Source organism: Haliscomenobacter sp., assembly GCF_040403615.1.
Lineage (GTDB): Bacteria > Bacteroidota > Bacteroidia > Chitinophagales > Saprospiraceae > Haliscomenobacter.
On the sequence record NZ_JBBAKG010000062.1, the window covers coordinates 1 to 24,696 of the forward strand.

Below are 24,696 nucleotides of genomic sequence, written 5' to 3' on the forward strand. Positions count from 1 at the left end.
CGTTCGACTTCCTATTCAAAACCCAAAATCGGGAAGTTATTTTTTCTGCGTTACTAAATGCAGCGCAAAGGTAAAAAAATATTCATTATTCGTTTTTTTAGATGCTGTTGAAAAAAAAATCAAAAAAATAAGTCCAAGTTCTTGCGAAATTCCCTCAGACGAATTTATCTTTGCAGTCCAAAATAGAAAGGAACAAAAAATAATTCGAGGAAATTTGAATTATGGAGTTCAAATGGCCCGTTCGTCTAGGGGTTAGGACGCAGGATTTTCATTCCTGTAACACGGGTTCGATTCCCGTACGGGCTACACTTTTACACTCAGGAATTTTTTAATTGTGTTCCTGGTCTAGGGGCGATAAAAAAATAAGTGTTTCGTTTTGCCAAAGTATTAGATAAGTAAACGGTTCATTTCAAGTTTCTTATCTAATACTTTGGCTACGAAAAAATGAAACACTTATTTTTGCCCCACTATTTATTCAAAAAAATTACCTAGATGGCCCGTTCGTCTAGGGGTTAGGACGCAGGATTTTCATTCCTGTAACACGGGTTCGATTCCCGTACGGGCTGCAAAAAGGGAGCGCCCAATAAGGGGCGCTCTTCTTTTTTCTAATCAATCGGCGCAAATTCTTTGCGATTCCCCATTTTTTCCGCACTCTGCTTCACCAATCGATTGTACCAATTTTTCAGTTCATCGTATCGTACAAAAGTATCCTTTCCTGGTTTTTGATCGCCTTGATCCAACATGCTGCGCAAATAAGCGACTTGATCCAATAATCGTGGCATCATGTACCGACCTTCGGCCATGAACAACTCTGCATATAATCCAGTGTAAAAAGCTTGCAAGTTGGCATCGTTTTTCTGCTGTGCAGCATTCCTTTCCTGAGTAATGGTAGATCCCAGGATGCGACTACGGCTTTCCAGCTCGATGATTTGCAAGGCCAGCGTTTCCTGTTGTTGCATGTCTTTTACGGTAACTCCGGCATTCAACATTCTTGGGTCAGCCAATACGTTGAATCCTTGCATCGAAACAACTCCATCTACCGTCAATTTTGCATAATACTGCCCCGGGGCTGCCATTGGTGCACCGCGACTTACTCGATTCCCCAATCGATCCCAGGGGCCTAAATGGCGCAAATCCCAGGTAAAGCGGTGCAAACCAGGCGTTTTGCGCAGCGCATCGGTAAACCCTGCAATGATAAAGCCCATCGCCATGCCCGCCCGATTGGGAATGCGCAAGGTGTCTCTTGGGTTGTTTTGGGTCGTAAATGCCCGAATGGTTTGCATTTGGGCGTTGAGTATTTCCAGGGTTACTTCGCCCTTTGGGGCATCTTTGAGCCAGTAGTCGATTTGTACACCCGGTGCAGGATAATAAGGCTCAGTCCCTTTGGCATTAGAGGGATAACGCAGGCGGTACTGGTCACGCGGCTTGAGTAGCAGGCTGGGTTGTGTCAAAGCGGAGGCAGAGACCTGGCGCAAAGCTTCCACATTGTCCATGATCCAAAATCCACGCCCCATGGTAGAGAGTACCAAATCGCCCCGGTGTACTTTGATATCGGTGATTGGGGTAATCGGCAAATTGCGTTGGAAAGGTTGCCAGTTTTGACCATCGTCAAAAGAAACGAACATGCCGTATTCGGTTCCGGCAAACAGTAATCCTTCGCGACCTGGATCTTCACGAACCGTCCGTACTGGGTGGTCGGCTGGAATACCATTCGTGATGAGTACCCAGGATTGACCAAAATCTTCGGTTTTGTACAAATACGGGTGCCAATCGCCCAACTGATAACGCAAGATGGCGGCATAAGCTTTATCGGCACGGTGTGGGGAAGGTTCAATGCAATCCACCCGACCTCCTTTGGGCAATCCAGCTGGAGTTACGTTTTGCCAGGTTTTGCCATTGTTGCGGGTTACGTAGATGGGGCCGTCGTTGGCACCTACCCAAATCTGGCCAGCCTGCTTGCTGGATTCCCTGATTTCATATATGGTGCTGTAATACTCTTCGCCCGTCACATCGCGGGTAATCGGGCTGCCCGAAATGACCTGCTTGTCGGGTTCATTGGCCGTCAAATCAGGAGAAATGGTTTCCCAGGTTTGGCCTTCATCCAAGGTACGGTGCAGGTATTGAGAACCAAAATATACCACTTTGGGATTGTGCGGTGATACATGGACTGGCGATACCCGCTGGAATCGGAACTTCAGGTCGTTGGGCTTGTGGCCATAAATATTGGTGGCGCCTACAAAGTAGTTGCGTTCCTGTCCACTGCGCTTGTCGTACACACTGAAGCAGCCTTTGCAGTTGGCATATACGATATTGTGGTTGCCGGGTTTGGGTACAGCGGGGCCAGTTTCACAACCGCCAGTGGGCAAATAAAAGCCCATCGGGCCGATGGGTGAATCGTAAGGAGGAAAACTGGGTACGGCAATGGTTGTCCCATTGTCTTGCTGACCTGCATACATCCAGTACGGAAACTGGTCGTCTATTTCAACCTGGTACAGCTCGGCAGTGGGTTGATTGAGCTGGGTAGACCAGTTGCGGCCACCATCGCGGGTGATGTTGGCGCCACCATCGTTGGATTCAATCCAAACCAGTGTATCGGCAGGATTGATCCAGAGATCGTGTTCGTCGCCGTGGGGCGTATCTAAAGAAGCCCAAGTACGCCCGGCGTTGTTGGAGCGCCAAAATTCAGTGGCATTCACAAAAACGTTGTCGGCATTCAGCGGATTGGCGGTGACGTTGCAGTAATAAAAAGGCCGATCCAATAAAGCCCGGTTTGAACTGACCAGGCTCCAGGATTCGCCCGCATCATTGGAGCGGTACAAACCTCCGCCAGGCAAGGCTTCGATTAGGGCATAAACCCGCTTGGGATCGGCGGGTGAAACGGCGAGGTCGATTTTGCCGATTAGGTCATTGGGTAGACCAGTAACGAGTTTGCGCCAAGTGTTGCCTCCATCTTCTGATTTGTAAATGCCGCCTTGCTTGCCTCCACTGATGATTGTCCAGGGGCGGCGCTCAGCGCGCCAGGCTGCAGCGTAAAGGACTTGCGGGTTGCCGGGTTGAAACTCCAAATCGGCAAAGCCCACGGTATCGCTCAGGAAGAGGACTTTCTCCCAGTTCTTGCCTCCATCGCGGGTGCGAAATACGCCACGATCTGAATTGGGTTGAAACGCATTTCCGATCGCGGCTACAAAAGCGATATCAGGATCACTGGGATGTACTTCTACCGCGCCGATGTGGCCGGTTTTTTCCAGACCCACGTTTTCCCAAGTCCGACCCGCATTGCTCGATTTATAAACCCCCTTGCCGGATATGACATTGCTGCGCAAACCATCGGAACCAGTGCCTACATACAGCACATCTGGCTTTGAAGGGGCAATTCCAATGGCACCAATCGAGGGACTGGCGAAAAATCCATCCGAAACGTTTTTCCAGGCATTGCCATAGTCGGTTGTTTTCCACAAACCACCGCCGGAGGCGCCCATAAAGAATGTGCCTGGAGTAGCTTGATGCCCACCAACGGCAGTAACCCGACCACCTCGGGTAGGACCCACGCTCCGGTACTCCAGGCCGGTGAAGCGTTGGGTGGAAATGGTATTTTGAGCACCAATCGAGATGGAAAGCCATAGTCCTAATTGAAAAAGAACAATAGCCTTAGCTTTATACTTCATACAGTGTAGCTTATGAGTGAATGAAAGAATGTGCTTTTCCAGGGATAGCTGAACTTAAATTGATCTAATTGAAGGGATTGCATTAAAAAAGTTAATGAGGAATTTTTTCTGAACCTGATTCAATTGATGATAACCTAAAACCTCAATTTTCGAAACTACTGATACTTTTATGAGCGCTTCATATTCTTTCAACTTCGAAAGGAGTTTAGCATTTTGAAGTTTTGAAGCCAAGATAATGATGTTGCTATCTATGAGCATAACATGAATTGTTTATCGCACTAAAATTCTATCCTGACGCTGTTGGCTTTGCCATTCAACCACATCCTCAATGGCTTCGAAAGGCATTGAATTGGAAAGCGCTTCTAACCAGGCAAAAGCCGACTGTGGCCTCTGAACTTGTTCGTCGGTTAATTGAACTACTCCATTTAGGCGTTTTGCAAATTCTATCAGCAAAAGTGCATCCTGTGCATTTGGAACTTCTATCACTATCTTTGTCATAGCGTCAAATTTAAATAAAGGTAATTGTTTTTTTAATCTTGATTTTGCTTATTTTGTTAGTTTTTCCAACCAAGTAACAGTTAAATAATAACTTCATCTTTTTGGATTTCAAATTTGCTGAATTTATTTTTTAACCGTCACTAAGTCGACGAAACGATGCTACATTGGTAGTGGAGCAAAAATAAATGTTCATTTTCTTGAGCCAAAGGATTAGATGAGGCACTTAAAATGAATCGTTTACTCATCTAATCCTTTAGCAAAATGAACATTTATTTTTTTATCGCTCCTTATCGGATTTACCTTTTATGCGTTGCTACTTTGCTTCCAATGGCGATGCAGGCACAGCAATCATCGAATCTCGACAAATGCTACTTTTACCAACACACCTCCCTCGCAGACGCCCAATCCGACCAAAACCTGATGAAACACCTGGAAGGTTTGCACATCAAGAAAGGCGAACAAATTGCCGACATTGGTGCCGGCGCCTTGCGCTGGGAAGGCGCTTTGTCTTTGTTTACGGAAGGAGTGCGCTTTTTTGCTATTGACATCGACTCCGCTTGTTGCAATGCCCAACAGGCCAGCTATGTTTACAAATACTATTCCATCGTCAAAGGTGAACGGATCAGCAATTCATTCAAAACCTCCATCGGGACCGGAAAAAGCACAGGTTTGCCTACTGGATCGATGAGTAAAGTGATGATTATTCAAACTTTTCACGAATTTAGCGACCCGGAGGCCATGCTGCGCGATATTTTTCGCATCATGAAAGCCTCTGCGCGCCTGTACATCAGTGAGTTGGTGCCCCGCGATGCAAAAGATCGGCATCCTGGCTGCGAACACCACATGTACAATCCCGCAGAATTGAAAAAGCTGGTATTGAAACACGGTTTTGTCCTGGAAGCTGAAATTCCAATTGTCAAAGCCGACAAAAATAATCGAGCACAATTGTTGTACCGTTTCCGAAAAAACACCCAAGAAAATGGATAACCCAACACCCGAAAAAACAAAACAAGGCTGGCTGGAACACCTGGAAGCCGAAAGCTGGTCGGCAGAACTGATCATTTCCGGAGCGGCTATTTATGGCTCCTTTCAGTTGCCGTGGTTGCTGAACAACTTGATCAACTTTTGTTTGCTCAATTTCAGCGATGATATTTTGGACATTCTGTACTTGGTATTTACCTATCTCACATTTACCATTACCATCTTGATGGTCAACTTTGTCATGCATTTCATCCTGCGTTCTCTCTGGGTGGGATTAATTGGGTTAAGTTCGGTTTTTCCGCAAGGCATCAACGAAGAAAGTGAGGCATTCAGCAAGCATTATTTGCAGCAACTAAAGGCTGATTTTGGTGATTTGCGCAGTTACAATGCGAGAATAGACCAAACTTGTAGCATTATTTTTGCGTTTTCTTTTTCGGCTGCCATGATCTTTTTGAGCATTGCCATTGTGGTTGTGGCCGTTGCGACTATCGCCTATTTGCTCCACCAACTCATTCCTGTCATCAACATTCATATTGCTTTCTTTTCCCTGCTCGGACTGGTGCTTGTTCCCAGTTTCTTAAATGGAATACTCAACAACAAAAAACTTCGCGAAAAACCATGGGTTCAAAAAATCCATTATCCCTTTTTTAGAGGAGTTGGTAATGTGATGTTTCATATTTTCCAGGAACCCATTAATCGGATCAACAACACCTTTATCACCAACTTTAAGAAGACCCAATATACCCTGCGTTTTTTGGCGTATATAACCCTGGTGCTTCCGGTTTTTATGGTCGTTTTCATCCAGAGCAATGCCCTGTTTGCCAACCAGGATTTTTACTTCAAATTCGATAACCGCGAAGATCGGTTTTACGCCCAGCACTACGCGGATGAACTAAAAGATGGGCAATTGATTTTAAGCCCAATGATTCCCAGTGCTCAGGTTTTTGGTTCAGGGCTCAACTTGTTCCTTCCTCTTCCCGTCCGCGAAGAGGTCAAACTGCACCAAAAGTTTGGAAAATACCACGATGACCCCAAGCTATCCGAAGCCGAGAACCTGCTCAAAAGCCGCGCCTGGTTCAAAGAACAAGCTGGGAAATATTTCCATATCAAAGTGAATGGTCATGTTTTTGATCCAGCCTTGCGTTCATACAACAACCCCAATGCCTTTGAATATGGATTTCTGGCCTTTGTTCCTGCCAGCTTGTTCCAAGAAGGAGAAAACGTGATTCAGGTGCAATCAGAATACAAGGAGGATGGAAAGAAACGGGAATGCTTTATTCCGTTTTGGTATAGTGCAAAATGAGAGAGTACAGGTTTCCAGGAATAAACAAACAGACAATACCATACCCAAAAAATGACATCTGAATCTTCAAATAATAACCTATGGAAAGTCAAATAATTATCTACCAAACCGAAGATGGAAATACCCGAATAGAAACACGTCTGGAGGAGGAAACGGTTTGGTTGACTATTGATCAAATGGCCGAGCTGTTTCAAAAGTCACGTTCCACAATCAATGAGCATATTTTGAATATTTACGAAGAGCTTGAGCTTGAAAAACAAACTTCTATGAGAAAAATCGGAAATTCCGATTTTTCTACTAAACCTACCAATTTTTACAACTTGGATGTGATCATCTCGGTAGGTTATCGAGTAAAAAGTCATCAAGGTACTAAGTTTAGGCAGTGGGCTACGGTCAGATTAAAGGAATATATCGTGAAAGGATTCACGATGAACGATGAACTGCTTAAACAGGCTGGTAGAGGAAACTATTTTGATGAGTTACTCGCCCGTATCAGAGACATTAGATCTTCTGAAAAGGTATTTTGGCGTAAAGTGCTTGACATCTATGCCACTAGTATTGATTACGACTCTAAACTCGAAATCTCCATTCAGTTCTTTCAAACTGTACAAAACAAAATGCACTGGGCTGCTCATGGTAACACTGCCGCAGAAGTTATTTACAAACGTATTGATGCAAATAAGCCAAATTTAGGGCTAACCCATTTTAAAGGGAACAAACCCACAAAGCAAGAAATAGAAATCGCTAAGAACTATTTGAATGAAGAGGAGTTAAACATCCTCAACCGAATGGTAACAGCATACCTAGAATTAGCAGAATTACAAGCACTCAATAGAAAGCCCATGTACATGAAGGACTGGATAGAACGATTGGATGACTTTCTGAAAATGACTGGAAATGAAGTGTTGCAACACGCCGGGACGATCAGCCATCAGCAAGCATTGAGCAAAGCCGAACATGAATATGAAAAATTTAAGGAATTGAAAAAGAACGAACTGAGTGAAATTGAAAAAGATTTTATAAAGCAGATTGAGAAAACTACGAAAAAACTCAGCCCAAAGAAAAAAGAATAATGACTAGAGAGGAAGAGAATAATGTCCAATCTTGGCGCATATTCCCCATTCGTCATTCTACTTCTCCTCCCCGCCTTCCTCAAACCAGACCGGATCCTGAATTTCAGGATCTCCATTGTAGTTCACGGTAATCTCCTCCCCTACTTCGATGTCACGGATGGTCCAGATTTCGATGATGGCATTTTCGGGGTCGCACCAGTAGCGCGCGTTGGGGTTGCGGGAGTGGTTGTAGAGGGAACCAAATCCCAAGGCGATGGCGCATTCATCGTCGTTGTCTCCCCAAAGGAAGTAGTAATCGTGCAGAAAAGTTTTGTGGATGACGGGCAGGTCTTCTTTGGGGCAAGCAATGACGGGGCAGATTTCCACCAGTGAATCCGCAGAAATGGGCTCGGTGGAAAAAACCCCGCGGCCCCCGATTTCGCTGGGGCCAAAGTAGATCGAAGGAATGCGTTGCATAATGGTATTTGCTGAAGGCGCAAAGGTAGTGCATTCTCCTTTGATTTGACGTACTGTGGTCATTTGGAAAAGCAAGGGAATTAAAATTCCATAGATAACTGCTTATTTTTGTGAATTATTCGCATATTTGAAAAGCTATTTTGCGGCAATAACAACCTACATTCAGTGATGAAACTTTTAAAATTAGCACTCCTAGTCCTGGGCTTTGGCATATTTGCTTCTGCACTTAGCCAGGCACAATGTCCCAAACTTGTTTGGTCTGACGAATTTGACGGCACAGCCCTGGATCTCCAAAAATGGAGCCATCAGACCGGCGGTGGCGGTTGGGGCAACAACGAATTGGAATATTACCGCCCTGAAAACACCACCGTTGCGAATGGTTTGTTGAAAATCACCGCCAAACGCGAAAGTTTTGGCGGCAATGCCTACACTTCCTCCCGGATTCGCACCATTAACCGTGCTGACTTCACTTACGGACGCATGGAATCCCGCATCAAATTACCTGTCGGGCAAGGTATTTGGCCCGCCTTCTGGATGATGCCCACCGACGAAAGATATGGCACCTGGCCCAAAAGTGGCGAAATCGACATCATGGAATGGATCGGCAAAGAGCCCAAGAACGTGTATGGCACCATCCATTTCGGCAAAGATTGGCCCAACAATCGCTCTACGGGTGCTACGTATGAGGCCATCAAAGAAGATTTCAATACCGAATTCCATGTTTTTGCAGTTGAGTGGGAACCCAATGAAATCCGCTGGTACATCGATGATTATTTGTTTTCCACCAAAAAGCCCAGCGATGTGGCTCCTGAGCGTTGGCCTTTTGATCAGCGTTTTCACTTCATCCTCAATGTAGCCGTGGGCGGCAATTGGCCAGGTAGCCCTAATGGCAGCACCGTTTTCCCTCAAACCATGGAGGTGGATTATGTACGGGTTTACGACACCAGATCGAATACGCTAAGTGGGCCGCGATCCGTGCCATTCAAAGCGCCATTTACGGTGTATACACTCAGTGGACTGGGAGCAGATGGCAAGGTTACCTGGACAGCCCCTGAAGGTGCTGAAATTTCATCAGGCCAGGGTACGAGCAATGTGGCGATCAAATGGGGCAGCGCGAGTGGCGAACTCAAGGCCGAAATCGAAAACGCCTGCGGCAAAAAAGAGGTAAAAGTATATGTGCGGGTTGAGCCAGGATTGGCCCGCGAAAAAGCGCTTGAAAACTTTGACGACTCCTCCCCGCTCAAGCAAACCTTCGTCAACGGAGCCTTTACGGACAATGCCCCCAACCCTGACAATTCGGGGATCAATAACTCTGCGTTGGTGGGCAAATACGTGCGCAATGCAGGCGTACAATACGATGTAATGGTTTACCAAGGCACGCCAATCAGCGATATGGAGCCTTACCTCAAGAAAGACCGTAAATTCTACATCGACGTATACACCAACGCAGCAATAGGCACCGAGATTTTGTTTCAGGCAGAAAACAGCACACGCTCGGCCCAAAACTACCCAGTTGGCCGCCACAGCCGTTTTCAGGCTTTCACTACCAAGCAAAACGCCTGGGAACGCCTGGAATTAACTTACCTGGATCGCCCGGATGCAGGTACTTCTTCCTCCACTGTCAATCAGTTTGTGTTGCTGTTTAAGCCCAATACCTTTAGCAACAATACTTACTATTTCGACAATCTGGATTCTTATGCTGCCGTGGCTACAGGCGTCCGAGAAGCATTGATTGATGCCGATCAGGTATTCCGCCTGTCACCCAATCCAGGGATACATGAATTGCGCCTTGAAAATACAGGCACCCAAAGCATCATACAAGCCACGCTTTTGGGTTTGGATGGTCGAATCATTCAGACGCACTCCAATGAAATTGCCGGCAAACAATTGTTGGAATGGAATGTTACCTCGCTCCAGGCTGGAATGTACCTCGTGCAGGTACTGCGGGCCGATGGGAAGATGGCGCTGAGGAAATGGGTGAAGGGGAAATAAGTACTGAATCCAATTTTGACTTTATTTCACACAGATGCTGCGCAGATTTATTCGCAGATTTATCACAGAAAAACCTGCGCAGCATTTGTGTGAAACCTAAAATTACCAAGCCGTCAAGCGATCCCACCAAGTTCGCTTCATCACCACAAAAATGACGGCCAGCAGCGCCAGTACCATGCATAAGCCTACCCATTTGCTCATAATCAGGTACATTGGCAGCAGCATCAACAGGAGCTGCCCAGTGATGCCCAAGAAGAGATTGAGCATATTGTTGCCAAAATTGGTGTTCCGCTCAAAGTTTGGATCTTCGGCAAGTGCCAATTCCTGGATTGGCTGCCACAGTCCCCAAGGCCGTACTGTCTTGTAAAAATGCAGCAAGGTTTCCTGATTCGTGGGCGGTGCAGCATAGGTGCCGATAATACAGGCAATCAGTTGAATCACAATGAACACGGGAAAAAAGTACAACATTCTTGTACCATCAAAATAGTGGGTAATGCCGCTGACCGACAAAGCCGGCGGAATGGCACTGGCCACAATCCCCGCCAACATCCCATAGAAATAGCCCGTCGCATTGAAGCGCCACCAGTACCACTTCAGTACGTTGGCACACACAAAGCCCCCGTACAAGCCCGCCGTGATGATGTTGAAAATCATATTCACGTCTTTGATCAGCAAGCCCACCCCAATGCCAAACACGACCATCACAATACCACTGAGGTAACTCATGGTAATGATGCTCTTGCGCTCGGCATCTGGATTGACAAATTTGAGGTAAATGTCGTTGACCAAATAAGCTTGTCCAGCGTTGAGCGTACCGCTAAAATTACTCATGAAAGCCCCCAGAAAACCCGCCAGCACCAGGCCGATTAAACCCACCGGCAGGTACTTGCTGATCACCGCAGGCATGATGTTTTCAAAATTGATCAGGCCATCGGTGCCCATGGTCAAATCCAGTTCGCTGAAATACAGAATGCCCAGTACACAAAACCCCATGGTCATGAAATACCGAATCGGCATCAGGATTACGGAGATAAAGCCACTCATTTTGGCGGCTTCTTCAGGGCTGCGGGTACTCAGGATTTTCTGGCAATCGTAGTTGGGTGCTGGCCCAGCGAGGCTCTTCATCACCCCACTGATCAGCATCATGCCTACTACGGCTGAAAAGAGTTGATACCCATCTTGTTCCAGTTTTAAGGTAGCATCTTTGAGCAAGGACGACCAATCCAGCCCTAAACGGGTGCCAAAAAATGGCGTATCCCAACCCAACGGCACCTGATCCAGGATACTGCCCTCGGCATTGGCCAAATGGATCATCGCAATTACGCCCACAAACAAGGAGCAGACGATCATGATCATGTACTTGATCACATCGGCCAACACGATGCCGTGCATGCCCCCCACAATGCTGTAAAACGTGGCCACCACACAGATGGAAATGCCATAAAACTGAGCGGTATTGTGCTTGGAGATTTGCAAGGCAGCCTGGTATTCGGCACTGCCCACGCTAAAAGCACCTTCACCATGGCTCAAAAAGGGCAGCGCATCTTTGATTCTCTCGTAAGGCAGAAAGATTTGCAAAAACTCGCCGACCCCCACGAAGGCGTAAGCCATATAGCCTACACACAGGATGAGTGCAAAAGCAACCACCACCAGGTGACTTTGCCTTACGCCCTTGTCGTTGAGTCCAAATCTTGTCCCCAGCCATTCTGCGCCCGTAGTTGCATTGCTGCGCCGCAACCACCTGCTGAGAAAGACCATCAAAAAAATCTGGTTGAAAACAGGCCACATCCAGGGAATGAATACACTTTTGAAGCCATACAAAAAAGCCATACTGACCAGCAGCATGGTGCCACTGATGTCGAACATGTCGCTGGCGTCACTCAAACCGAGCATGTACCAGGGGAGGGTTTTGCCCCCCATAAGGTAAGCGTCTTTGCTTTTTTTGGCCTGGTTGCGCATGTACAATCCAAGCCAGATCATCAACGCAAAATAAGCGGATATGATGAGTAAGTCTAATGTTGATAGCATGAAAAAGGGTTTTCTGATGCGATTACGAAATAAAAATAATGGTGTATGTGAATCTAAGGAACGAAAAAAAAATAACTTGGGCAAAATATTTAACCGCGATGAGTATCAACAAAAAATTTGTGAAGGGACTTTCTTTGGGCAGCGCCGCTTCTGCTTAGCAGCGGTAGCGCAATGTTTTGGTTGGTTTGGGAATCTTTGAATAGCGGATAACCCAGAATCAGCAAGTTCTAACAAATTTAGCATATTGAATTTTAAAAAACCTTTCACAATGAACACTAAATTCACTTTTGTTTTTATGTTGTTATTTTTTATATTGATTTATTCTTGTACTAATACTGTAGAGGGTGATACTAATAAAAATGTAATTGACATTTTTTATACTCAAACTAATTACCAATTCCCCAAGGACACTTGCTTTAGTTACTCATGGGCTAGTATTATTAAAAATAGAATAATTAAAGATTTTGAACCAATAAGAGATAAAGAGAGGATTAATTTAATCGTTGAAAAATGCAAATTTGACAGTGCCTCAAATGAAAACAACTGCGAAACGCTTGTCTTATCGTCAACCAATGGCAAGTATATTGGAAGAATATACCACAAAAAAGGTGTCGACATATTTGAACCCATCAGAGGTATCGGTTTCTATTATGGATGTCATGAAACCAGGACTTATTTCTGCTCTAAAGATTCAAATAAAACTAATTTCAGGCTTTTATTTAGTAATCAAGAATATAAATGTTATTTTGAAGTAATATACAAATGTCCGAAAAACAAAGATCAAAATCTAAATAATAAATGTACAGACGAAATGCTTTCAGAGACAGTGAAGAAGATAAATGACCTTTTCGTTAAATACAAGACTAAGAAGGAGTAATCAAGAAAAGTGGTAAGTTGTAGATGCAAACCTAATTTTCTCACTAGTACAAATCTTTCAACATCAACGAAAAAAATCGCATTACAACTGGTGACTAGCGGGGGTATAATTGTTCATTTCAAATTGAAACACAATGAAAAAAAAACTAAATCTTGTTTTGTGTATTATTTCCATTCTTAGTGGATGCATTCGCTATCAGAATAATGCAAAACCTGATACACCGCATAATAGTACCCACAAAGACCCGCTGATAAGCAAGCTGGGAACAAAGCCAGAAAGAAAAATTGACTCAACACTGGCTTTTAAGTGTGACTATAAGTACGACGATTTGAAAACAATTGATATACTTGACGAACCATTTTTAGGCCTATCTGAATATTATTTTAAAAAAGAACATGAAATAATTTCAATTCAAGAAAAGGCTATTGATATTTTGAAGAAAAAAGGATTTTTATGTTATAATATTTATTATTCAGGTATTTGCTTGAAAAACCTTCCAAACAATGTCAAATTAGTATATGGATTATCAGGAGATTACGTGCCTAACCAAGTGCTTCTTCTTTCATTTCAAGGAGACAAACTAATTGATGTTTTTGTTGCTTCCGAATACTTTGGAGATGCTGATGACTATTCAAGTACAATTTCTAAATTTACTGGCACCGGATTAAACATTGAAAAAAAATACATAGATAGTAAGCGAACAATGACCAACCCAGATACCCTTAAAATAATTAAAGCTCAATACCATTCAATGATTTATAAAGATGGTTATTTCATTGAAAAACTAGACTCAATTAAAGAAAATTTTAAAGAAGTGAAGATTTGGAAAGCAAGGAAAAGAAGAACGAAATGAACTGTACTGACACTGCGGCACAAGTCAGAACATTGTTCCAGCGTGGATTGATTGATTCAGTTATTGCTTCGACCAATGGCAAAAACGAGAACCGAGTTTGGCAACAGTTGAATAAATTTTTCTTTAGGTTTTATGGTATCTATGGTGTCTCCATTGCGTTTCATGCCATTTATAAGTGTACGATAGTTGCTTAAAATCAACACCTTTTCAGTTTTGAATATCAAATATTCGGTTCCTTTTTCGGCTTTGTAGAAATAATTCAGCCCATCAATAATGGCATCACTTGCCCCATCCAACAAGCCAACCTGAAAAGTATCCCTAGCAAGTTTGATGATTAATTCGTTGCCATAGTTGTAGGTATTGTATTCAATGCTGGTTTTGCCACTGGTAGTTGATGCCTGATAAGTTTTGGTGCTCACATCGTAAACTTCTTCAACGTCAGCTTTGATGTTTAAATGGGCTTTACTGCCCTGGAAATCCAAAATCACTTCTTGTAATTCTGTATTCTTGATGAACAACACTCCGTTAGCCGTTCCGTTAAAAATACCAGTCTTCAGGTTGCTAAAAACGCTATTGAATTTTTTGTTGTTGATTACCATTTGTTTGCCTTGGGCCATTAATGAAAGGCTCAGGGCGAAGAAGAGTGGTAAGAGTGCGTATTGCATATGGTTTAATTTTAGGGAGATACGCTAATTCCGCCGTTGAAACAGAGAGTATTGGACTACGGCTTCTTTAGTTGCCATTACGCCAAATCTTGCCTGAAAATTTTTTCCAATAGATCAAACAGTGCCGGGTGGTTTTTTTCCAGGCGCTCAGGCTGTTGAAAAAAATATTCGCTGACAACGCTGAAAAACTCGGCCTCATTGGTACTGCCATAAACATTGATATCAGACCTTCCGGCTTTGATCGCTGCAATTTCGCGGTGCATCAACTTCACCCAAGGGGTCAAGTAGGGTTGTTGGATGAGCGCTTCGGGGAGGCCATCCGTAGCACCATCTGCTTTGTCGAGTAGGTGAACAAACTCGTGAATGCCAACATTGTGACTAGCACGCTGCTGCTCAAAGCCTTGATTTAGGGATGGTTTGGACAAAATCATCATATGGTTCATGCTGCCACTGCCCACCATCCCCAGAATGTTTCGGGCTTTGCCCTGCTCAGTCTCATAGTCCTGGTTGAATGGCCCATCGTACAAAAGCACCTCGCGCAGGTTGCGGTAACTCCATCCTGGAAATCCGAAAAGAGGGATAACCGCGCTCGCAGCTACCAGCAGCTTGTCAGTATCATTCACATCAGTGTCAACGCCGGTGATGAGGATTTTGTCCAAAAACTGTAGCACACTCTCTTCAAAGCGGACTTTTTCTGATGCTGAAAGCTCCAGATAAAAAGCAACTTTTTTGCTCAGGATAGACCTCCATGGCGTTGGAAATGCATCGGAATTTGGGCGTTTTTTCTTGAAAAAAAGCCACCACCAGCAGGTGATCAAAAGGATCAAGAAAAATGCAATTGCTAAAAGTTTGTTGTTGGTCATTGTGGGTATTATACTTCCTTGCTCACCCAATCTTTCACCGCTTTTTTGATGGTATCAAAACTGATCCCCAAGCCAATGATTTCCTTTTGGATCAAGCGGAATTTTTCAGCATATTGTTTTTCTACAATTTGGGCTAAAGCAACTTTTGCATCTACATTCAATTTGAATTCAATGATGTATACGTGTGTAGGCGTTTGCACCACTGCATCCATACGACCGTCAGAGGTATGCACTTCGCTCTCCAAATACAGTCCCAGGTAGCGAAAATGCAAGTGTACTAGGGCATGGTAAAAATGCTCGGTTTTGTCGTCGAGTAAGTGGCTAGGCAGGTCTTTGAGCAAGGAATTGATGACCGCGATGACTTTGGGAAGGTCGTTTCGTAGGAAGCCCTCTTCCAGCAATTCCACGGGGCGCAAGGCATCGACTGGCATGCGGTTGAGGAGTGATGCTATGAGGTAATTATTCATGGCTTCTTCCACTTCCCGATTCGGGTAGCCGAGGGTATAACGATTGCGGTAAGGGTCGTACTGTTTGACGGTCAAGTACCCCGTTTGAAACATCAGGGCGCGGGCGTCCATGTTCTCCAGGTCGTAACTATCAAAAAGAATGCCAGAAACGCGCATGTCGTCTACCACGTACAGTTCCTGCTCTTTGAGCAAGTTGATTAAAAAAGTAGGGGTACCACTTTTGAACCAAAAATCGCCAAAGTTGAGGTTTTCAAACAGCAAAAGAATCGAAAAGGGATTGTACACCCGCTCAGTGCCATCCCAACTGTAACCATTGTACCAACGACGAATGCGTTCAAGAAGTGCGGGGCGATCTACATTTCCTATTTTGCGTTGCAACAATTGGAGGTAATCTTCAAAATTTTGGAGCAATTCTTCTTGGGTGTACCCCACCAAGGTGTTGTATTTACTGTTCAGGGTGATGTCACTCAAGTAATTCAAATCCGAAAATAAACTCACCTGACTAAACTTGGACACGCCTGTGATGAGAAAAAAACGCAAGGCAGCTTGGGCAGCATCATCCTTGAGGCCGCTGTAAAAACTTTTTAGCGTTGCGCGATTTTCTTTGGCAATCGATAGCTCATTTTTATTCAAAAAATCAATCAGGGGTTTATCGTATTCATCAATCAATAATACCACCGTGCCATGCTTTGCAGCCATAGCAAGGATCAATTCACGCAAAAGCAAACCAGGGGTAGTAGACTTTACGTCCACTCCAAAATCATCCGCAACTTGTCGTAGCGCTTTAGTGAGTGCCGCAGCCAGGCCGATCTCAGCATAACCAATCTGGTTGAAGGACAGGTGAACTACCGGGTGTTTTACCGACCAATCCCATTGGTTTTCAATCCATAAACCTTTAAACAGCTCCTTTTCTCCTTGAAAAATGTTCCGAATGGTGGACAGTGTAAGCGACTTGCCAAAACGGCGCGGACGAGAGAGGAAATTGTAATTACTGCCCTGCAAAAGACGATAAATAGGTTCCGTCTTATCGACGTAGAGCATGTTCGATTGTCGTATTTTGGCAAAATTCTGTTCTCCGATGGGTAGTTGCTGCATTCCGAGTCGTTGAGGGTTCAAAGATAAGGACTAAAAGGTTAGACTAGCGGGATATTATGAGTAAATCCGATGTAGATAGCATGAAAAAGGGTTTTCTGATGTGATTACGAAATAAAAATCACCAGGTAAGTTAATCTTAGTAACGCAGAAAAATTAACTTGCCAGGAAATTTTTAACCGCGATGAGCACCAACAAAAAATTCCCGGAGGGCTTCCTGTGGGGCAGCGCCACTTCCGCTTACCAAATTGAAGGCGGCTACCTCAGCGATGGCAAAGGGCCATCTATCTGGGATGTTTTTTGCATGATCCCGGGCAAAGTGCACAACCACGACCACGGCAATCTCGCCTGCGATCATTACCACCGCTTTCGGGAAGATGTAGCCCTGATGAAGAAACTGGGGCTAAAGGCTTATCGCTTTTCCATTTCCTGGCCTCGGGTTTTGCCCGCAGGGCGCGGAACAGTCAATCCCGCCGGGATTGATTTTTACAATGCTCTCATCGATGAATTGCTCCTGGCAGGTATCGAACCCTGGGTGACCTTGTACCATTGGGATTTGCCCGCAGCCCTGGAATTTGAATTGCACGGCTGGCTGGGCGAAGGCATTTCGGATGCCTTTGCCGAATACGCGGAGCTGTGTTTTCAGCATTTTGGCGACCGGGTCAAAAACTGGATCACCATCAACGAAGCTTGGGTAGTGGCCATCCTGGGTTATGGCCATGGTGTGTTTGCTCCTGGAGTACAATCCAAAGACTTGCCTTACCTGGCGGGACACAACCTCATCCTGGCTCACGCCAAAGCAGTGGATCTGTACCGCAAGAAATACCAAGCCCAGCAGCAAGGCCAAATCGGCATCACCAACAATTGCGATTGGCGGGAGCCGCTCACAGATAGCCCTGCGGATCGTGAAGCTGCTGAACGCGCTCTGGAATTCTTCCTGGCCTGGTTTGCTGATCCAATCTACAAAGGTGATTATCCTGCCTGCATGCGCGAACGGCTTAGCGATCGACTTCCCCGTTTTAGCGCAGCCGAAAAAGAATTGATCCAGGGTTCTTCCAATTTTTTTGGGCTCAACCACTACACCACCATGTACGTTTCCGATGCCACCGAAAGCAAGGAAGCAGGCAGTGTGTATGGCAATGGTGGCCTGAGCGAAGACCAGGATGTCAACCTGAGTGTTGCTCCCGATTGGCCCCAAACCGCCATGCAATGGGCAATAGTGCCCTGGGGCTGCCGCAAACTCCTGGAATGGATTGCCGCACGTTATGACAATCCGCCCATCTTCATCACCGAAAATGGCTGTGCTTTTGACGATCAACTGGTAGAAGGTCAAGTGGCGGATCAGGAGAGGATCACCTTTTTTGAGGGCTACCTTGGTGCCATTCAGGAAGCCATCCAAAATGGCGTCAACCTGCAAGGCTACTTCATCTGGTCATTGATGGACAATTTTGAGTGGGCTTCGGGGTACTCCAAGAAGTTTGGGATTACCTATATTGAGGAAGGTACGCTGAATAGAATTCCTAAGGAGTCGGCCAAATGGTACGGGGAAGTGATTCGGCAGAATGGGTTGTAGATTACTGGAATTGTATGTATTTTTGAAAAAAATAAAACGGACATGACTGTTAAGTCACCACAAACTTTAGATACAGCGCAAAAGAAACCCAGAAAACGCACGATTCCTGAATACCTGGTTCGGGAAACGATCGATGGGGTTGCTTTTTATTACAAAGGGTATAAAGAAGTTTTAAACAAGAAAAAAACACTGGAAGATATTATGGCGGATAGTGGATTGCAATCGATCATCAAAGCTTACCTGATGATTCTTTTCGCTCAAAAGTTAGATTTAGATAAATACCAACCCGTTTGTGGAGAAGTAGGAAGCCATATCGACCATCGTAGCAATCTCGCCCTGGATGTTGCCATTTACGACAACAGCATCCTTACTCCAGACAAAATAACCGTAAAATACATCGATGTCAATCCCAAAATTGTGATTGAAATTGATGTTCGGGTTACGTTAGAAGATACCTCTATTGATTTGTTCGATCCCTATATCATTGCCAAGGCAAAAAAGTTGATGGCCTTTGGCACGGAGCGCATCATTTGGGTTTTTACCCGCAGCAATACCATCATTGTGGCCAAGCCTGGCAACTCATGGGAAGTATTCCAACTTGACAACGATGTGCTGTTGTTGGAAGGGATTTCAATGAATATCGGGCAATATCTGCAAAGCAAAAAAATTGAGTTCTAATCCAAAATGCTCTTTTGAATGAGCAATTTTTGCTTATTCAAAAGAGCATTGTTCTGGAAACAAGCCTTACTTCCGCAACTCCTTCTTCAAAATTTTCCCGGTAGCACTCATGGGTAGATTGGCCAAAAATTCCACTACCCGAGGGTACTTGTAACCCGCAATGCGCTCCCGAGTCCATTCGATAAGTTCTTCTGCGGTAGCGCTTTCCCCGTCTTTGAGTACCACACAAGCCTTGATTTCTTCGCCGTATTCATCGTTGGGTATGCCAATGACGGCTACCAGTGAAATAGCAGGATGCTGAATCATCACTTCTTCCACTTCGCGGGGATAAACATTAAATCCGCCCCGAATGATCATGTCTTTGGTGCGGTCTACAATGTAGAAATAGCCGTCTTCGTCCTCGATGGCCACGTCGCCAGAATGTAGCCAGCCATTTTGCAAAGACTCAGCGCTTGCTTCGGGTTTGCGGTAGTAGCCTTTCATCACGTTGTGTCCCCGGTACAGCAATTGCCCCTTCTCCCCTAGTGGAACGGTTTCTCCTTGGTCGTTGACCAGTTTTACTTCTACGCCCCAAACCGGGGTACCGATGCTTCCCGGTTTGCGCGGGCGATCGGGGTGGTTAAAAGTCACCACCGGCGAGCCTTCCGACATGCCATAACCTTCGATGATGGGCACATTGAAGCGGGTTTCAAAGTCTTTGAGTACTTGTACTGGTAAGGATGCTCCTCCCGACACGGCAATGCGCAATTGTGCGGCGATGCTTTGGTAGTCAAATTTTTCTTCCCGGTAATTGAGCAGCCCCCAATACATGGTAGGCACCCCTGCAAAAACGGTCACCTTGTGTTTGGCCAACAGTCCGAATACGGCTTCAGCTTCAAAGCGAGGCAACAGTACGCTGGCTGCCCCCCGGTACAATCCCGTATTCATCAATACTGTCATGGCAAAAATATGGAAGAGCGGCAACACGATCAGCAAGGTATCTGCGGGTTGAATGCCAACCAGATCGGCAGAAAGGATGGCATTTTGCAACAAGTTGCTGTGCGTCAATTCTGCCCCTTTGGGCCTTCCGGTGGTACCAGAAGTATAGATGATCAACGCCGTATCTTCAGCACCAGCGGCATAGGATTCGCTCACTGGCGACTGCCCGGCCATCAGACTGCCCAGTGTAGCGACACCCGGGATGCTGGGTGCATCGGTAGGCTGTGGCATGATCAGGAAAAAGTGATCGCAGGTACTGGTTTCTTCAAAGGCTTGATGCCCCATTTGGCCAATGGGCAGATCTGGCGTACCCACAAAGCAGCAATAGGCTTTGGCCTCGCTGTCTTCCAAGTGGTACTCGATTTCGTCTTTTTTGAGCAAAACACTAAGTGGCACCACCACCGCGCCAGCTTTCAAAATACCGAAATAGATGATCGGAAAGTAGGGCAGGTTGAAACAACTCAGGGCCACTTTGTCTCCTGGCTGGATGCCTTTGCTTTTGAAGCCATTGGCCACCTGATTGGCTGCGCCATTGATTTGGGCAAAACTCAAAGCGGTATCACCAAAGATAAATGCAGTTTTGTTGGGAAAACGGCGGGCGCTGTTTTCGAGAAGAACGGATAGATTGAGCATGCGATCTGGTTTAGGTTCTGGGGTGTCAGTGTAAAATACTTGTGGAAATTTACAAAAAAAAAGAGAGTTTGGATGTTTGTAGAATAAAAAAGTTAGGCATGTTATCTTTGAATCTGAAAACCGAAACGTTGAGGACGTTTGAGCGGGGGACTTTCAAAGGTGCATCTGGCGTCGGTTTTCCTATTTCTAATACTTTTCTATTTAAGCTTCCTGCGTTTTTTGGTGATGTATCATCCCTAAAATTTCACCACCACCCCTACCGAAGTCGTAAAACTCAAAGACTGCAACTCAATGCCTTGAACGGTATTTTGAGGGGTCACTTGACCATTGCGCGGATTGGAAGGCACGTAAGAATAGATGTATTGGCGGTATTTGACGTTTTTGTGGTTCAGCAGGTTGAAAAAGCTCAAGTTGGCCTGCACGCTGGTCTTGCCGATGTGGAAAGAATAAGTAGTGGCCAGATCAACCCGGTGGTAATCTTCCAGGTAAGAAATGCGGTTTTCCGGACTGAGCAATTCGCGATCGTTGGGATTATCCAATACCTTGGACAAGTCGGTGAACGGGCGGCCAGAGGCAAAAACATAGGCCAACGAAAAATCAAATTTCTTCCAATTGTATTGGTTGATCCATTTCAATTGATAGCGCCGATCATTGGGGGCAGGAAAAGTGGTTCCTTTCAGGATTTGGGGAAACTGCTGGGTGCTTTTGCTCAAAGTATACGCGATCCATGTTTCATAATGCCGGAACGATTTTTTTAGCAAAAGATCCAAACCTACCGTCTTACCTGAACCAATAAAAGACCGAAAATTTATGGCCGTAGAGTCGTTGGGCAAGGCGGTAAATACCCTGGCGTATTCAACCAGGTTGTTGGTGTTTTTAACATAAAACTCTGCGTCCAGTTCAAAACCTTTCCTGCGGTAATTTCCCCCGAGCATAATGTTGTGCGCCGACATCACCGGAAATTGCCTCGGATCCCTGGCCAGCACCCAATAGGGATAGGTGCGGCCGTAGCGGTCTTCGTGGTAAAACTGGTACATAAACTGCTGGTAGATGCTCCAGGAGGATTTCAACTGAAAATCATCGTTTACCTTGAGGAATAAACCCACCCGTGGAGATAAAAATGTACTGCCTTCGTAGCGGGTTCCACGAAGTCCAAGATTAACACTTAAGGTTGAATCCGCCAGGGAATTTTGGTATTCGCCATAAATGGATTGCTGTGGTGACAGCCCATTTTGTTCGAGGATGGGTTTCTTGTCTTCTTTGATCAGCAAACTGGCTTGATTGAGTACATTTTCAAAACCAAATACTACTTTTTGACGGGGGCTGAGTTGCCATTCATTCTTCCAGTTGACATCCCAACCCTGGATGTGGTTGGAGTGGACGTTGGAAAAATCAAAAATAGGTCGTTTAAAGTTGCTCACTTGTTGTACTGCACTTTGCGCATAGCTGCGCTCAATGCCATATTCTGAAAAGGCGATGTTGAGGTGGGAACTAAAATGGGGGGTCCATTTTTGCTGAATCTGCAAGCCAATCCCTTGATTAAACCAATCTGCACTTTCGTCATAGGTTTCATTCACTACCTCCCGACGGTTGCCGATAATCTGCCCACTTTGGCGTTTGTATGCATAGGCATAATTGTCTTCTCCACTAAAATAATTCAGGTCTGCACTGAATTTTTGGGAAGGCCGCCAGCTCGCTTTGAAGTTGGTATCAAAAAAACGGAGTTCAGGTTTTTGGGATACGACCTCCTGCAAAGCTTTTATACCCTGTCTCATTTTGGGAATGCGGGATTCTTCAACCTTGGCATCGAGCAAGTTGAATAACTTGTTATTGGCCAAATTCTGATTGGTAATGCGCCCTGCCGCCATCACTCTAAACTGTTTGCCAATGGGCACATCCAACAGGACACTGCTGGTAATCAGGTTGACGTCCACAATGGCTTTGGCTTTGGTATCTCCAGCAAGGCGTTGCGGGGAACGAATGTCTACCACCGCCGAAGTTCGGCCTCCATATTCAGCAGGGAAAGCATTTTTGTACACTTTTACCTCATCTACTATCTGCGGATTCACGATGCTGAAAATGCCAAAGTAGTGGGTCACATTATAGAGCGTGATGCCATCCAGAATGATCAGGTTTTCGTCGCCACTGCCACCCCTGATGCTGAGGTCGGCAGAAAGGTCGTCGTGCGCACTGATCCCGGGCAAGTATTGCAAACTGCGAAAAACATCGGCTCCATTGACAAAAGAAGGAAGCCGTTGGAGTCCCTGACCGCGAAAAACCGTAGCATCTTCCAGCAACTTATTAGATATCACCGGTAAATGCGCCGTCACCGTAAGCCCCTGCAACTGTTCTATTTTGGGGGTGAGTCTGATTTTGATGTCAAGAGGATCAGTTCCCGCTTGAATCCAGGTCTTGCGGGTTTGGTAACCCAGGTATTGAACGGCCACTTCGGTACTGGCGCTGGCATCTTCAAGGTTAAGCTCAAACCGCCCTAGTTCGTCACTGATAACCCCTTCACCTTGCCCGCAAAGGACATGCCCAAAAGGCAAGGGCGCCAAGGTCCAGGCATCAATCAGTACGCCGTTTATTTTTCTGGGAACCTTTGATTTTACTTCGCTATTGGTAAAATTTTCCTCCAAAACGACTTTGCGTACCAACACCTGGCTGGAACCTGAAATTTGGTATTCCAAGGGCAGCCCCACAAACAATTGAGACAATGCAGAGGATAAATCTTTGGCATTGATCCGCTTGGAGATTCGAATATTGGCAACAGCCGAGTTTTCAAAAGAAAAACTGATGTTGTATTTTTTTGAAAAAACATCAAAAATGCGTTCTAATGCAGTATTCTGAAATTTTTCATTGATAGAAAGCTTGGACTGGCCCGCTACAGAGCAGGTGAAAAGGAGGAACGCAAGCCATAGGAGCTGAGGCTTTATGGACATGGTTGTTTTTAGTTGAAAAGCGGTCGGTTGCCCTGGCACTTCGGCTTCGCTCAGTGACCGGTCAACCCACCACTCATTTTACAATAATCAGGTTTCCGCGTTTGCTGGTCTTCAGTCTGGATGGCCAACACGCTTTGTACAAAGCAGTATCTAGATTGTTTCCGTCAAAATTGGTGGTAACTTTGACCCGGGCAATCTCGGGCGTAGTTTGAATTTGCACCTCAAATTGTCTTTGAATTTCTTGAAAAACTTCATACAAAGGAGTGTCGTTGAAGTAAAACTTGCCTTCTTTCCAGGCACTCAAATGCTGCTCGGGAAAGTCTGTATAAGGTACAACCAAAACGCCCGCAGGGTTGGCTTTAGTGATCAGTCCTGGCGTTAAAATTTGCTCCCCTTTGGGGTTGGATACCCTAACTTTTCCAGTTTCACACGATACCACGAAAGAAGATCCTCTGGCCCGTACATTGAAGCTGGTACCCAGCACTTCCACTTGGCCTTGTTTGGCTTTCACCAGAAAGCGACGGCCTTTGGTCACCTTAAAAAAGGCTTCCCCTTCCAACTCAATTTTGCGAGTGACCGCCCATCTCCAGGGATGGTAACTGATGCTGCTTGCTGCGTTGATGGCAATGGTAGATCCGTCTGGCAATTGATGCGTCACATGCTGGGCTATCCCGGCACTCACTGTTTTGGTAGGATTGTATAGAGCAAAAGCCAAAAGCAAAGTCACACATGCTGCTGCTGCGTAGCTCAACCAACGCCGCAGGGGAATAATCCTGGTTTCGCGAATTGATTCAGGTGCTGCAACAGGTTGAATTACAGTTGCCTCTGAGCTGGTGGCTAGATCGATCCGGCTCCATAAAGCGTCCAAAGATGCCGTACTGGGTTGCTCTTCCTTTACAGTAAGGGCCTTGGCCAAAATACGTGCTTCCGCTACTTCAGCCGCTTTTTCAGGGTGCTCGTTGAGCCAGTTTTGCCAAAAAACGGCGGCCTGTTCATCACCGGCCCTGACCCAGCGGATGAAAGAAGGTTCCTGGGCAAAGTCCAGGGCAGAAAATGATGTAAATGTTTCTGGTTTCACA

20 protein-coding genes and 2 tRNA genes are annotated in these 24,696 nt (G+C 45.4%); 12 read left to right on the forward strand and 10 right to left on the reverse strand.

Going from position 1 to position 24,696, the window contains the following annotated elements:
• From ABW391_RS18690 to ABW391_RS18700, 3 genes are all read left to right on the forward strand, one after another.
• On the forward strand, window positions 1–256 hold a 256-nt coding region (locus ABW391_RS18690; RefSeq protein WP_353483429.1), incomplete at its 5' end, for a hypothetical protein.
• A tRNA-Glu gene (locus ABW391_RS18695) sits at window positions 235–306 on the forward strand. The genes ABW391_RS18690 and ABW391_RS18695, both read left to right, overlap by 22 nt.
• Window positions 307–494: 188 nt before the next feature.
• Window positions 495–566: transfer RNA gene (locus tag ABW391_RS18700), tRNA-Glu, on the forward strand.
• Between the two features lie 39 nt (window positions 567–605).
• Here ABW391_RS18700 and ABW391_RS18705 read toward each other — a convergent pair.
• The gene (locus ABW391_RS18705) at window positions 606–3,665 is read right to left on the reverse strand and encodes a WD40/YVTN/BNR-like repeat-containing protein (protein WP_353483430.1); all 3,060 of its coding nucleotides are present in this window, start codon (window positions 3,663–3,665) and stop codon (window positions 606–608) included.
• 270 nt (window positions 3,666–3,935) lie between these two features.
• The gene (locus ABW391_RS18710; RefSeq protein ID WP_353483431.1) at window positions 3,936–4,163 is read right to left on the reverse strand and encodes a hypothetical protein; all 228 of its coding nucleotides are present in this window, start codon (window positions 4,161–4,163) and stop codon (window positions 3,936–3,938) included.
• A 261-nt stretch (window positions 4,164–4,424) separates the two neighbouring features.
• Here ABW391_RS18710 and ABW391_RS18715 point away from each other — a divergent pair, with 261 nt between their 5' ends.
• From ABW391_RS18715 to ABW391_RS18725, 3 genes are all read left to right on the forward strand, one after another.
• Window positions 4,425–5,150, forward strand: a complete 726-nt coding sequence (locus ABW391_RS18715; RefSeq protein WP_353483432.1) for a class I SAM-dependent methyltransferase — start codon at window positions 4,425–4,427, stop codon at window positions 5,148–5,150.
• The gene (locus ABW391_RS18720) at window positions 5,143–6,447 is read left to right on the forward strand and encodes a hypothetical protein (RefSeq protein WP_353483433.1); all 1,305 of its coding nucleotides are present in this window, start codon (window positions 5,143–5,145) and stop codon (window positions 6,445–6,447) included. The genes ABW391_RS18715 and ABW391_RS18720 overlap by 8 nt, the downstream gene beginning before the upstream one ends.
• 80 nt (window positions 6,448–6,527) lie before the next feature.
• Window positions 6,528–7,520, forward strand: coding sequence for a virulence RhuM family protein (locus ABW391_RS18725; RefSeq protein ID WP_353483434.1), 993 nt, complete (start codon window positions 6,528–6,530; stop codon window positions 7,518–7,520).
• A gap of 57 nt (window positions 7,521–7,577) precedes the next feature.
• Here the strand turns inward: ABW391_RS18725 and ABW391_RS18730 are convergent, their stop codons facing one another.
• Window positions 7,578–8,039: an SET domain-containing protein gene (locus ABW391_RS18730; protein ID WP_353483435.1), complete on the reverse strand. Its 462-nt coding sequence runs from the start codon at window positions 8,037–8,039 to the stop codon at window positions 7,578–7,580.
• A 105-nt stretch (window positions 8,040–8,144) separates the two neighbouring features.
• Between ABW391_RS18730 and ABW391_RS18735 the strand changes: the two genes are divergently transcribed.
• A complete protein-coding gene (locus ABW391_RS18735) occupies window positions 8,145–9,968 on the forward strand; it encodes a family 16 glycosylhydrolase (RefSeq protein WP_353483436.1) in 1,824 nt (607 codons plus the stop codon).
• Between the two features lie 102 nt (window positions 9,969–10,070).
• Here ABW391_RS18735 and ABW391_RS18740 read toward each other — a convergent pair whose 3' ends face one another.
• Window positions 10,071–11,996, reverse strand: a complete 1,926-nt coding sequence (locus ABW391_RS18740; protein WP_353483437.1) for a sodium:solute symporter family protein — start codon at window positions 11,994–11,996, stop codon at window positions 10,071–10,073.
• Here ABW391_RS18740 and ABW391_RS18745 point away from each other — a divergent pair.
• From ABW391_RS18745 to ABW391_RS18755, 3 genes are all read left to right on the forward strand, one after another.
• The gene (locus ABW391_RS18745) at window positions 11,995–12,195 is read left to right on the forward strand and encodes a hypothetical protein (RefSeq protein ID WP_353483438.1); all 201 of its coding nucleotides are present in this window, start codon (window positions 11,995–11,997) and stop codon (window positions 12,193–12,195) included. The two genes, ABW391_RS18740 and ABW391_RS18745, sit on opposite strands and share 2 nt — an antisense overlap.
• Before the next feature lie 69 nt (window positions 12,196–12,264).
• A complete protein-coding gene (locus ABW391_RS18750; RefSeq protein ID WP_353483439.1) occupies window positions 12,265–12,873 on the forward strand; it encodes a hypothetical protein in 609 nt (202 codons plus the stop codon).
• A 133-nt stretch (window positions 12,874–13,006) separates the two neighbouring features.
• Window positions 13,007–13,726 (forward strand): hypothetical protein, encoded by a 720-nt coding sequence (locus ABW391_RS18755; RefSeq protein WP_353483440.1) that lies wholly within the window; start codon window positions 13,007–13,009, stop codon window positions 13,724–13,726.
• Window positions 13,727–13,782: 56 nt separating this feature from the next.
• Here the strand turns inward: ABW391_RS18755 and ABW391_RS18760 are convergent, their stop codons facing one another.
• From ABW391_RS18760 to ABW391_RS18770, 3 genes are all read right to left on the reverse strand, one after another.
• Window positions 13,783–14,391: a hypothetical protein gene (locus ABW391_RS18760; RefSeq protein WP_353483441.1), complete on the reverse strand. Its 609-nt coding sequence runs from the start codon at window positions 14,389–14,391 to the stop codon at window positions 13,783–13,785.
• A 77-nt stretch (window positions 14,392–14,468) separates the two neighbouring features.
• A complete protein-coding gene (locus tag ABW391_RS18765) occupies window positions 14,469–15,254 on the reverse strand; it encodes a M90 family metallopeptidase (RefSeq protein ID WP_353483442.1) in 786 nt (261 codons plus the stop codon).
• Between the two features lie 8 nt (window positions 15,255–15,262).
• Complete coding sequence (locus ABW391_RS18770) at window positions 15,263–16,816, reverse strand: PD-(D/E)XK nuclease domain-containing ATP-binding protein (RefSeq protein ID WP_353483443.1); 1,554 nt, start codon at window positions 16,814–16,816, stop codon at window positions 15,263–15,265.
• A 181-nt stretch (window positions 16,817–16,997) separates the two neighbouring features.
• On the opposite strand from ABW391_RS18770, the gene ABW391_RS18775 reads away from it, so the two are divergent.
• The gene (locus ABW391_RS18775; protein ID WP_353483444.1) at window positions 16,998–18,386 is read left to right on the forward strand and encodes a GH1 family beta-glucosidase; all 1,389 of its coding nucleotides are present in this window, start codon (window positions 16,998–17,000) and stop codon (window positions 18,384–18,386) included.
• 42 nt (window positions 18,387–18,428) lie between these two features.
• Window positions 18,429–19,064: a Uma2 family endonuclease gene (locus ABW391_RS18780; RefSeq protein WP_353483445.1), complete on the forward strand. Its 636-nt coding sequence runs from the start codon at window positions 18,429–18,431 to the stop codon at window positions 19,062–19,064.
• A gap of 66 nt (window positions 19,065–19,130) precedes the next feature.
• On the opposite strand, the gene ABW391_RS18785 is transcribed toward ABW391_RS18780, so the two are convergent.
• The 3 genes from ABW391_RS18785 to ABW391_RS18795 form a co-directional block, all read right to left on the reverse strand.
• The gene (locus ABW391_RS18785; protein ID WP_353483446.1) at window positions 19,131–20,675 is read right to left on the reverse strand and encodes a long-chain-fatty-acid--CoA ligase; all 1,545 of its coding nucleotides are present in this window, start codon (window positions 20,673–20,675) and stop codon (window positions 19,131–19,133) included.
• A 236-nt stretch (window positions 20,676–20,911) separates the two neighbouring features.
• Window positions 20,912–23,617 carry a TonB-dependent receptor plug domain-containing protein gene (locus tag ABW391_RS18790; protein WP_353483447.1) on the reverse strand — a complete coding sequence of 902 codons (2,706 nt, stop codon included), beginning with the start codon at window positions 23,615–23,617 and terminating at the stop codon, window positions 20,912–20,914.
• Window positions 23,618–23,690: 73 nt separating this feature from the next.
• Window positions 23,691–24,695: a FecR domain-containing protein gene (locus tag ABW391_RS18795; protein ID WP_353483448.1), complete on the reverse strand. Its 1,005-nt coding sequence runs from the start codon at window positions 24,693–24,695 to the stop codon at window positions 23,691–23,693.
• Window position 24,696: the final 1 nt, after the last annotated feature.

Coding starts and splice junctions, on each gene's coding strand:
- ABW391_RS18715 (WP_353483432.1), top strand. CDS start 4,425: ATGAACATTTATTTTTTTATCGCTCCTTATCGGATTTACCTTTTATGC.
- ABW391_RS18760 (WP_353483441.1), bottom strand. CDS start 14,391: ATGCAATACGCACTCTTACCACTCTTCTTCGCCCTGAGCCTTTCATTA.
- ABW391_RS18790 (WP_353483447.1), bottom strand. CDS start 23,617: ATGTCCATAAAGCCTCAGCTCCTATGGCTTGCGTTCCTCCTTTTCACC.
- ABW391_RS18720 (WP_353483433.1), top strand. CDS start 5,143: ATGGATAACCCAACACCCGAAAAAACAAAACAAGGCTGGCTGGAACAC.
- ABW391_RS18770 (WP_353483443.1), bottom strand. CDS start 16,816: ATGCAGCAACTACCCATCGGAGAACAGAATTTTGCCAAAATACGACAA.
- ABW391_RS18730 (WP_353483435.1), bottom strand. CDS start 8,039: ATGACCACAGTACGTCAAATCAAAGGAGAATGCACTACCTTTGCGCCT.
- ABW391_RS18705 (WP_353483430.1), bottom strand. CDS start 3,665: ATGAAGTATAAAGCTAAGGCTATTGTTCTTTTTCAATTAGGACTATGG.
- ABW391_RS18750 (WP_353483439.1), top strand. CDS start 12,265: ATGAACACTAAATTCACTTTTGTTTTTATGTTGTTATTTTTTATATTG.
- ABW391_RS18710 (WP_353483431.1), bottom strand. CDS start 4,163: ATGACAAAGATAGTGATAGAAGTTCCAAATGCACAGGATGCACTTTTG.
- ABW391_RS18740 (WP_353483437.1), bottom strand. CDS start 11,996: ATGCTATCAACATTAGACTTACTCATCATATCCGCTTATTTTGCGTTG.
- ABW391_RS18775 (WP_353483444.1), top strand. CDS start 16,998: ATGAGCACCAACAAAAAATTCCCGGAGGGCTTCCTGTGGGGCAGCGCC.
- ABW391_RS18745 (WP_353483438.1), top strand. CDS start 11,995: ATGAAAAAGGGTTTTCTGATGCGATTACGAAATAAAAATAATGGTGTA.
- ABW391_RS18785 (WP_353483446.1), bottom strand. CDS start 20,675: ATGCTCAATCTATCCGTTCTTCTCGAAAACAGCGCCCGCCGTTTTCCC.
- ABW391_RS18765 (WP_353483442.1), bottom strand. CDS start 15,254: ATGACCAACAACAAACTTTTAGCAATTGCATTTTTCTTGATCCTTTTG.
- ABW391_RS18735 (WP_353483436.1), top strand. CDS start 8,145: ATGAAACTTTTAAAATTAGCACTCCTAGTCCTGGGCTTTGGCATATTT.
- ABW391_RS18780 (WP_353483445.1), top strand. CDS start 18,429: ATGACTGTTAAGTCACCACAAACTTTAGATACAGCGCAAAAGAAACCC.
- ABW391_RS18725 (WP_353483434.1), top strand. CDS start 6,528: ATGGAAAGTCAAATAATTATCTACCAAACCGAAGATGGAAATACCCGA.
- ABW391_RS18755 (WP_353483440.1), top strand. CDS start 13,007: ATGAAAAAAAAACTAAATCTTGTTTTGTGTATTATTTCCATTCTTAGT.